Origin of the sequence: Limosilactobacillus oris DSM 4864 (genome assembly GCF_001434465.1) — a bacterium.
Taxonomy (GTDB): domain Bacteria; phylum Bacillota; class Bacilli; order Lactobacillales; family Lactobacillaceae; genus Limosilactobacillus; species Limosilactobacillus oris.
Genome location: NZ_AZGE01000040.1, coordinates 1 through 10587 on the forward strand (window position 1 = coordinate 1; position 10587 = coordinate 10587).

The window sequence follows — 10587 nt, forward strand, 5'->3', positions numbered from 1 at the left end:
ATCTGTATACTTAGAGGGCATTATAACCTAAGACCAGCCTCTGGAGGCTTGTTTGTATGAACAGCGGGATGATGACTGATGACAGTAAACACCTCATCCCTAACTTAAACTTTTGCAACTATTGAGAAATCGCTGTTGAAGAAACCATTGGACACACTAGTCAGGCCAGTGGGCAAACTATGCGGTAAGGTGAGAAGTTAACTCCAGAATAAGAAAATCCCTTACCGCGTTAGCTAGCTGGGGAATGTGAACCCGAAAATTAGGGTGGGCTCGTTCAACTAGCTATGTGAAACGATAGATGTGTGTTGTGACAGTATGCATTTTAAATAAGGCTCGCAAATTTAGAAGTACTTTTAGCTGTTAGAGAGCCTTACTAGTTTTCCAATGGGCAACTAGACAACGGCTAATATTTAGCCCATCCGGTCTCAGCATTAAAACTCAAATCGGATTAATTACGGTGAAGCTGGTAAGCGTATGTTAGTCTTACCACAACTATTAAGCGTTACCTGCCATGAATAGCTAAACCACGCCTGCTTATTCCTGCTAGCAAGCTGATTTAGCTGCTCATAACCAAGAGGACTTGATTCGCCTGCAACCATCAGGCGGCGAGGGGCGCCGCTTAGTAGTTGCGAGGCTGCTGAGCCGAAAACAAACTGCTTGTCACCAGTTCGTCAACCGGTGGACGAGTTCACTGCCTGGAGCGGCGGTCGTGAGGAATGCGACCAGCCAATAGTCAATTACCTTATCAGTAGCATTGTGTAAATTAATGACTTATCGGCCCCAGGGGATGAACAGAAGTAAATGTTGACGACTACCTGTCATTACCAGTCAATAGCCTCCTTCTTTAGGCTGTTGCACCGGGATGACTAAAACAATTAGCTAGACGGGGAGCTTCACCAACGGCCGCTTGCCAACCGTTAATGAACGAAAGATGCCTAGTTGATTGCCAACAGTTTTGAAACATCGTCGACGAAGTGTGTCAATATAATACAAAATTAGTATTTTGTATTATAAGAACATTCTAACCACTCGCCATTTATTTATCAACTTATAATTTGTAAGACCTATAATGAACAAAGTTATGCTCTGATTACTTGTTAACTAACACTCAATCGGCTTCGGAAGCGCTTTATTCATCATAAATATAAAATATAAATATTCATTAATCCTACACAAGCTTAATAAAAGAAAGATAATTAAGTTTAGGGAGATGAAATATTAAGCGGTATTCCGTTGATTATTTACGGCATTGCGTCGGCTGCTGGTGGAAAATCACTGCCCTTGGGGAGCTTTTCCTTATCGACGGTAATTGGGATTACCAGGAACCACTTGTCGATGATTGAAACCAGCTGCCCGTTGCCAAAGTGGGTGATGGCATTTAATAGTTCCAGATCTTGCTCAATTGAGAACGGCATTGTAATGCGCTTATTGAGGACGCTCATTGAAATCAGGCTGTTCTTTTTAATAAACGAGTAGGTACACCGGTAAGCGTAGTCAAGCGGTGAGTCTTGGAAGGAGAGCGGCCGTTTTAAAATCTTGGTTAACGGCTCGGTGCACGCCTTCTGTTTGAAGGCCTGGTTTGCTTGGTGGTATTGCCGCGCCACGCTTAGATAGGTCAGTTGAATCATCGCGGAGTTAATCGTCGGTGAAATTTCCCGTAACCGGTAGTACATTTCGGAGTTGAACTTCTTCCGGGAAGCCTTGAGGTGGTGCTTATAGTAGAACCAGTCGCTGACGATGTCGCACAGGCGCTGGTATTCGCTGGTACACTCTTGAAAACACTGGGCTTGCTGCTCAGTTGGGAAGAGTTGAACTTTTAAATTGAAAATTAGCTGCATCCATGTCACCTTCTATTCTTAAACGAGCTTACATAAAGAGGTGAGCGTAAATCGGCACTAGGATATCCATTGCGATCGCCACTAAAACAACGGCAATCGCGGCGGAAGCACCTTCGACTTCACCGAGCTGGAGGGCCTTGACAGAACCAATCGCGTGCCCGGCGGTACTAAGTCCCAGGCCGTTGCTTACCTTGGGCAGTTTATTTAAGTGCAGGACCTTGATCAAAATGTCACCGAGGGCGTAGATGAAGACGGCGTTAATGATGCAGGCCATTGCGGTAACGGCTGGCACCCCACCGATTTCAGAGGCAATTGGCATCGCCACCGCGGTCGTGGCTGCTTGGGGCAGCATTGCGGCTGCCGAGGCGTGCGAAAGGCCGAAGAGCTTCGTAACTTGGTCGATTGCAAAGATGGCAATAAAACAACCGACAAAGATAGTAACAATAATGTCAAACCAGTACTTCTTGAAAACGTCGTTCCGCCGGTAGAGGGGGATGGCGAAGGACATCGTTGCCGGGTTTAAGAACCAGAAAATAATGTCACCGCCAGGCTTGTAGAACTTCAGATAGATCGTGGCGGTATCAGAGTGGACGATTACCGCCCAGACGGCGAGGACGGAAATCCCAAAGACCATCGCGACCAGCAGGGGGTTAAACAGGAAGAAACCGTGGCTCTTGTTAAACAGCAGCATCCCAAGAAGGTAGCCGACAAAGGAAATGAAGATTCCGGTAAATGGCAAGGCAAGATTATTCACAACATTAGTCATAGTGCAGCCCTCCCTTACTTCGTGCTCTTCGCGAGCCGTGCATGGAGCCGGATCAGGGCCGCTCCGATGAAACAGATAATGATTAAGAGGATCAGGGTGGCGATAATCGAGACGACAATGTCCTTGACCCCTTCAGTCTTCATTAATTGCATACTTCCGGCGAGTTGGATTCCTGAAGGAACGAACAGGAAGGCAATCAGCCCGAGCATGAAGTCACCGAGCTTTTCGACCTGGTGGAGTTTGATTACGTGGGTCGATAGTAAAATATATAAGAGGATCATCCCGATTAACGGTGCGGGGGCACTAAAGCTAGCGGGGAATAAACTGGAAATAAGTTGGGCAACAAACAGAATAATTGCATAGATCCCACATTGGACAATGATGGGTGTTTCTTTTTTCTTCTTATCCATAAACACCATAACCTTTCGAATATCATCTGAGTTAATCCGCGGTTACGAATATTCATGGCATTTCGATAACGCTTTCGTTAATTATAGGTGATTCGGCCGTGAGAGTAAACTAATTTTTAATTTTTTCTTATCAAATGATAGAAATTTAGGAGCCGGGAAGCCTCCTGAATCGTCTGGGGAGCGGTCGGAGAATGCTGACCGTCAAAATAATTGATTGGCATAGGCCAATTTCAATTTAAGAACCTTTGATAACTAAGAAAAAGCAGGCCTGACTACAAAATGCCGCTAGGGAGGGGCTTGATTAGCCGTTAACGAATAGCAGGTTTAAAATCGAATTACAAGTTTTTATTTTAAAATTGCTTTGCAGTATAATCGTGGGGAACGATAAATGTAGTTATCACTTGATAGTTTATTTTAGATATTATTAATTCGACTCGTACCATATTTTAGAAGTACCTTTTTGCGTACTGCTAGAACAATTCCGCTAATTCGATAGCGCAATCGACTAGCGGATTTTCGTAACTTTTATTTTTCAATTGAAAGCTAATAGTGAACGTAGCAAAACAAAAAGTACTTTGAAGTAAAGATTACTTTTTGTCAGAAAGGTAATAAATATGGTAGGAAAAAAACAATCAACATTTAATTGACCAAAAAGCAAACCAGCACTACACACGCTGGTCACTGCGGAAATTAAGCATCGGGGTTGCTTCGGTAGCCATTGCTTCCGGTTTCTTTGTATATACCGGGCTTGGCCAGGTTGCCCATGCCGATGCTCCGGCTGCCGTTGAAGCAACGGTGGCTACCCCACAGCCGGGTGTGGAGGGCAGTGCGGCTACTGATGCGGCTGCCCCAGCGGCTGCGACCCCCGCACTAGCGAATGCCGCAGTCGCTAATGACTCGGCAGCAAACGTTAATGGGACACCATCAACCACGAACCCAGCCACTGGAACGGACCGGGATGCCCGGAGTACACCGATTAACGTCGACGCCATCGAATCCGGCCACGTAAAGACAGGTGGTCAGCTGACAAACGCGAGCCAAGTGGTCAGCGGTTGGCTAGAATTGGCGCCAGCTTCCTGGACTGGGTACACCCCAGGGACCGGTCGTTCGACTAAGTTAAACGACTATGAAGTTTACCTGCAGTGGATCGACACTGACGGGGCAATTAGTCCGGTCTACTCGACCAAGAGTCACTATCTGGAAGGGGCAGCCTCCAACGGTGGGGGTGATGGTGTCTTTGCATTCGATTTGCCGACCTTTACCGACGCCAAGGGAACTGAGCACAAGTTTACATTTATACCAACGTCTAGCCAGCGTCTGAAGATGTGGCTTGCACCAGGGCAGAAGTCGGCTGACGGCAGTGAATTATTCACTTTCCGGCCGGTAGTCGGAAACACGCCGGGCTTCTCGACGCCAACTACGGCGGGGGCCTTCTACCTCGCTGGTGCTAACCTTCAGCGGGCCAGTGTCTTCGTTGGTGAAGCGCCAACGACAGAGATGATTAAGACAATGGTCGGTGACCCAAGCACCTGGCGCTATGACGACGCTGGCCCGGATGCGCATCCGGGGCTTGTTGGAGCGGACACAAATCGGGTTTCCGGTAAAGTTTGGTGGGAAACATCAAAGGCTGGAACGACATTCCCGACATCAACGCTAGAGAGTTTTGTTACCCAGACTGCTGATGAAGCGAAGAATGGCTTCCGCGTAGTCAATGCAGTTCTGACGCCTGAGGGTGTCGCAGCTTTGAAGAGTACCCGAAGTGCCGCCACGGCGATTGATGAGGTCAATGAACAACTCGCGATCATGAAGGCCCATCCAGAGTACATCCAAGAAGTAGTGATAGCACCAGTAATTGATGGTAGTTATACCGCGCACTTTAGTAAGGACATTGATACCGATGGGCTCCTGCAGTTTATCTTAAACCCATCTGGTGAAATCCAGCCTTCGTACAGCAATTACCCAGTGCTGGCGTACGGGAACCCTCGTGACTACACGCACTCCAACCCGTACGTTGTTGGTCAGCAGGCATACAACTCACACTTTGCACTGGTACCGAACCTGGAGAAGTACGACGTTGACGTGACTAACTTTGACACGACGACAAAGACGGCTAAGCCAGGTGATACAGCAACGGCCAAGGTTGATGCTGTTTACGCCGTGGGACAGACGACGGAAATTGTCTGGACCGCTAACGGGAAGGAACTCAACCGGACCACTGTTACAAGCAAGGCTGAGGCAGAAAAGGCAGCTCAGCTCACTGTTCCAAAGGACATGGATGCTGATACCATCTACACCGTGGAATTAGTTGTTAACGGGGTCACGGTGGACGCCGACAGCTTCTTAGCGGAAATGCCAACGGAAGCTGACAAGTATACGGCAACTGGTGGTGAACTGACCAAGGGCTACGGTGAAGCGACGACAGCAGATGAAGTTATCGGGAAAGTCACGACGGACTACCCGAAGGACGATCCGGCCAAGACACCAAAGATTGAAGTTAACGACAAGACCCAGCTTCCTGATGGGAAGACGCCGGGCAAGTACACCGTTGATGTTACGGTCACTTACCCAGATGGCTCCCAGGATGACACGTCGGTTAGCGTTACCGTGCTGGACAAGGTGATTGATCAGACCAAGACACCGACGAACCCAACGCCAGCCGGTTACGTCCGGGTAACCTTTAACGCTGGTGACCACGGTAGCTTTGCCGCAGGCGCCGGGACAATCTTCGATGTGAAGATTGGGACAGCACTCGCCGATGTACCAGTACCAGCTGCCGTTGCCGACAAGGGCTACACGGTTGCAGGCTGGAACCCAGCTCTGCCAGCGACAGCCCAAGCTGCTGGTGCGTACACGGTTCAGTACCAAGTGGTTCCTGCAGAAGGACAGCCGGTCACTACCCAGCCGGGTGGACAGCCTGACCCAGCCGACGGCATCAAGAACAAGGATAAGCTGCCAGATGGGACCAAGTATGACTGGAAGAACCCGGTTGATACTTCTACTCCAGGTGACAAGACCGGCGTGATCGTTGTTACTTACCCAGACGGGACTCAGACTGAGGTCACGGTCACGGTTCACGTTGTCGGTGAAGCAGTAACGACGCCAGCTGCTAGTCAGCCAGCACCAGTGCAGACAGCGGTTAAGCCTGCCGGCGCTGCTGAAAAGAAGCTGCCGCAGACTGGTGAAGACCACAACGGCGCACTAGCACTTGCTGGGGTTTACCTGATGAGCTTCGCAACGCTGTTTGGCTTTGGTGAGTTACGGCGGAAGAAGTAACCATGTTTTAACTGAATAATTAGGTGTAGTTTGTGAATGGCAACATTCTGACAATACTAAACCTCCTTTCTTTAGGGAGGCGTGAGAACAGCGGCAATGCCCTTCTCATGCTCCTACTGAGGGCTCCAAGATTCGGCTTGGCCGGGTGCTGGAGCCCTTTTGTTTTCCTGCTCCGGACAGGTTTTAGATAGTCAGACGGGAGAGCGGGGTTAGCCAACTGGGCTAATTTGGGGGCTCGCTATTGGATTTTATTGGCGAATGGATTAAAATGATATAGTAATGCTAACCATAGCGACTATTTAAGAAGAAAGAGGTCAATTGAACATGGCTAAATTAGTACTTATCCGTCACGGTCAAAGTGAATGGAACCTGTCAAACCAATTCACTGGTTGGGTTGATGTGGACCTGAGCGAAAAGGGTGTTGAACAAGCAAAGAACGCTGGTAAGGCCCTGAAGGAACACGGCATTGAATTTGACTACGCCTACACTTCTGTTTTGAAGCGGGCCATCAAGACTTTGCACTATGCTCTGGAAGAATGTGACCAACTCTGGATTCCTGAAACCAAGACTTGGCGTTTGAACGAACGTCACTACGGTGCTTTGCAGGGCCACAACAAGAAGAAGGCTGCTGAAAAGTACGGTGACGAACAAGTTCATATTTGGCGTCGTTCATACGATGTTTTGCCACCACTGCTGAGTGCTGATGACGAAGGTTCTGCTGCTAACGACCGTCGTTACGCTAACTTGGACCCACGGACGATTCCTGGCGGTGAAAACTTAAAGGTGACCCTGGAACGGGTTATCCCATTGTGGCAAGACGAAATTGCTCCAAAGCTGCTTGACAACAAGAACGTTATCATCGCAGCCCACGGTAACTCCCTCCGTGCTTTGAGCAAGTACATCGAACAGATTTCTGACGAAGACATCATGAACCTGGAAATGGCTACTGGTCAGCCAGTCGTTTACGACTTCGATGACAAGCTCAACGTTTTGAGCAAGGAAAAGTATTAATAACTGATTAACTGGTCGGCGGGCACAACGCCGGTTAGTCTGGAAGAGGTCGGGAAGCAACTCGGCCTCTTGCTGTTTTAAAGGACGGGCTGCCACTGCCAAGCATGGTGAACGGGAGCTGGCGCCCTGAGCGAGGATTGCGCCTGCTTTTTTGAAAAAAGTGCGAAGATTGGCGGAATGAATTGAGCTCAAACGTCGATGTGTTATGATTAAATGTAAATTAATTGATAAAGGTGGACGGTTTTTCAATGAAAAAACAACAAGGATTGTCGCTGAGCAGCTTTATTCAGACGCTCAAGGCATTAGTAAAGCCACATTACTTTTCAGCGATGTGGTCAATCGGTGGGATTACGATTATCTACTTTGCATTACTGTGCGTCGCTTCGTTACTGATGACTAACGTAGCGCAGTCAATGATGATGAGTGTAATGATGATCATGTACGGAATGGCCTCACCAATGGCCCTGTTACTGGGGTTGCTGGAAATTTTAGCCGGCCTGGTAATTATGGCCGCGTTAACCTTCTTCTACGGCTTCTTCACCGTGGCGGTCCAGTATACCTACCAAGATCACCTGCTGGATCCTGATCAACCGGTAAGCGCCGGTTCCATTTGGCTGCATTTCAAGCACCTGCGGAAGAACCAGCTGTGGCGGATTGCCCTCTACACCGGGCTGTTCATCTTCCTCTGGAGCCTGCCGCTGGACATCGTAGCCCGGATTGTCGGTGGGATGACGCACAACGCAATTTGGTTCTACGGAATCCGGATTGTGAACGAAATTATCGTCATCTGGAAGGGAATCGAGTATGCTCAGGCGTACTTCCTGTACCGGGACAAGCAGCCGCAGTTCCTTGGTCAGTCAATGCGGCACGCCCTGACGGCGAGTCGGCGTTTCATGGGTGGCCGCAAGTGGAACTACCTGTTGATTTGCCTGTTTGTGGAAGTCTTGCCAATGGTTGTTTGGACGGTCATCTTTGGTGGCTTGGCCTACTATGGTAACTACACGGCAACCTATGTGCTGTTCTACATTGGCCTGCTGATTACCATCCTGGGCTTGATTTGCTACCTGCCAGTGGTCTTTGCTACGGGCTCCCTTTTCTACGTTCGGAGCAAGGAGACAGCGGATGTCGATGCCGACTTCCGGGATACTTTTAAGCCGGTTGCCGTACTGACGGGGGAAGCCTTTGTTCACGAGGTTTATGTACCAAAGAAGGAGCAGGAGCAACCATCGCCAACCGTTAAGCCGGAAGAAAAGAAGAAAGCAGAAGCAAAGAAGGAAGATTAATTCTTTGCGTGCGGGAGAGAGTGGGCCAACAAACTAGCTTGGCTAGTTCGTTGGCCCACCTCCGTCGACGCGTAGCTGCATTTTTATCTTTAAAATAGCGAAGGAGGCTGAGTTAATTTCCAGCCTCCTTTTTTAGTGAATGCTTGACAGGGACCCGCGTGAACCGGTACAATAACGGCAACTAAAGGGCAGTGAAGCGGACAGCAGTAGTTGTCAGCTGGACATTCAGAGAGCCGGCGGTAGTTGTGAGCCTGGCCAAGGACTGATGATGAATTACATCCGCGGAGCCCGTCTAAATGAACGGATCGTCCCGTTACCGACGAAGAGCGGTGGGTTACTAACCTGGTAACCCGCAATTCAAGGTGGTAACGCGGTGAAATCGTCCCTGACTTCAGTTTTTGAAGCCGGGGATTTTTTAGTATCCGGGGATTTAATTTAGGAGGGATATCCATGAACATTATTGATGACCTGCAATGGCGGGGCGCAATTAACCAGACGACGGATTTGGACGCGTTAAAGGAATTGACTGAAAACGATAAGATTGCTTTATACTGTGGAACTGACCCCACGGGGGATAGTTTACACATCGGTCACTTGATTCCATTTATGATTTTGAAACGGTTCCAGCTAGCGGGCCACCACCCGGTAATCATTATCGGTGGGGGAACCGGTGCAATCGGGGACCCGTCTGGACGGAAGAGTGAGCGGACTTTGCAAACGATGGACCAGGTCCACCACAATGAAGAGGCCCTGACGGCACAGATGAAGAAGCTCTTTGGGACGGAAAACTTCACGATTGTCAATAACTATGACTGGCTGTCCCGGATTAGCCTGCTGGACTTCCTGCGAGATTACGGGAAGCTCTTTAACATCAACACGATGCTGAATAAGGAGGTCGTTGCCAGCCGGCTGGACGCGGGGATTTCGTTTACCGAATTTACCTACCAGATTTTACAGTCGGTCGATTTCCTTCATTTATACCGGCACAACGACGTGCAACTGCAAATCGGTGGTTCTGACCAGTGGGGCAACATTACGGCTGGAATTGACCTGATTCACAAGGTAGAAGGCCCGGATGCGAAGGTTTACGGGTTGACGATTCCGCTGATGCTCAAGGCAGATGGAACCAAGTTTGGGAAAACTGCTGGCGGCGCAATCTGGCTGGACCCAGAGAAGACGTCGCCGTACGAATTCTACCAATTCTGGATTAACCAGGATGACCGGGACGTAATCAAATACTTGAAGTACTTTACCTTCTTATCTAAAGAGGAAATCGACGACCTGGCCGAAAAAGTCGAAAAGGAACCGTGGAAGCGGGAAGCGCAACGGCGGCTGGCCGAAGAAGTGACTAAGTTCGTCCACGGCGAAAAAGCGGTTGAGGAAGCACAGCGGATCAGTAAGGCGCTTTTCTCCGGGGATGTCGCCGACCTGTCCGCTGCAGAAATTGAACAGGGCTTTAAGAATATGCCATCAGTTGACGTTGATGATAAGAAGGAAAACATCGTCGTTTGGCTGACGGATAACGGGATGGAACCGTCCCGGCGGCAGGCCCGGCAAGATGTTTCTAACGGTGCTATCCGGATTAACGGTGAAAAGGTTACCGACGTGGAGGCGGAAGTAGACCCGAGCACGCACTTTGATGGCAAGTTTGTCATTGTTCGGCGGGGGAAGAAACACTACTTCTTAGCACGGGTAAAATAATTTTCTCTTATATATAGTTAAGAAAAGGCGGATCAGTGGAGCTCACTGGCCCGCCTTTTTGGGTATAAAGTGACGGAATCGGGAACAATATTATTCAAAGGTTGATTGGAAATTCAGTTTTGCTTATGCGGAGGATAGCGAGTAGTGAAATGGTGCTTGACGGGGTGGGAGATTCCATGTATCATATTTAACGTTGTCAAAGCGATTAATGATTTGTAAAAGAAAATTGTGAATTATTGTTGACATCGTTTTGATAGCATGATATATTATTTAAGCTGCTTGTTTGAAAGCTAACAAATAATTGC

General features: G+C 48.8%; 7 protein-coding genes. 4 read left to right on the plus strand and 3 right to left on the minus strand.

All coding sequences use genetic code 11. The features are described from left to right. Positions 1-1241: 1241 nt before the first annotated feature. From FC49_RS09070 to FC49_RS09080, 3 genes are read right to left on the minus strand one after another with little or no spacing between them, the layout of a single operon-like run. Complete coding sequence (locus FC49_RS09070; RefSeq protein ID WP_056984843.1) at positions 1242-1838, minus strand: hypothetical protein; 597 nt, start codon at positions 1836-1838, stop codon at positions 1242-1244. A 28-nt stretch (positions 1839-1866) separates the two neighbouring features. Then, positions 1867-2604, minus strand: coding sequence for an LrgB family protein (locus tag FC49_RS09075; protein ID WP_003712895.1), 738 nt, complete (start codon positions 2602-2604; stop codon positions 1867-1869). A gap of 14 nt (positions 2605-2618) precedes the next feature. Next, positions 2619-3023, minus strand: coding sequence for a CidA/LrgA family protein (locus FC49_RS09080; RefSeq protein ID WP_003712890.1), 405 nt, complete (start codon positions 3021-3023; stop codon positions 2619-2621). Between the two features lie 633 nt (positions 3024-3656). On the opposite strand from FC49_RS09080, the gene FC49_RS09085 reads away from it, so the two are divergent. The 4 genes from FC49_RS09085 to tyrS all read left to right on the plus strand — a co-directional run bounded on the left by FC49_RS09085 (position 3657) and on the right by tyrS (position 10282). Beyond that, positions 3657-6287 carry a Rib/alpha-like domain-containing protein gene (locus FC49_RS09085; protein WP_056984844.1) on the plus strand — a complete coding sequence of 877 codons (2631 nt, stop codon included), beginning with the start codon at positions 3657-3659 and terminating at the stop codon, positions 6285-6287. Positions 6288-6611: 324 nt separating this feature from the next. Beyond that, positions 6612-7298, plus strand: a complete 687-nt coding sequence (locus tag FC49_RS09090) for a 2,3-diphosphoglycerate-dependent phosphoglycerate mutase (protein ID WP_003712894.1) — start codon at positions 6612-6614, stop codon at positions 7296-7298. A 248-nt stretch (positions 7299-7546) separates the two neighbouring features. After that, positions 7547-8581, plus strand: a complete 1035-nt coding sequence (locus FC49_RS09095) for a hypothetical protein (protein WP_003712888.1) — start codon at positions 7547-7549, stop codon at positions 8579-8581. A 450-nt stretch (positions 8582-9031) separates the two neighbouring features. After that, complete coding sequence (tyrS, locus tag FC49_RS09100) at positions 9032-10282, plus strand: tyrosine--tRNA ligase (RefSeq protein WP_003712896.1); 1251 nt, start codon at positions 9032-9034, stop codon at positions 10280-10282. Positions 10283-10587 lie beyond the last annotated feature (305 nt).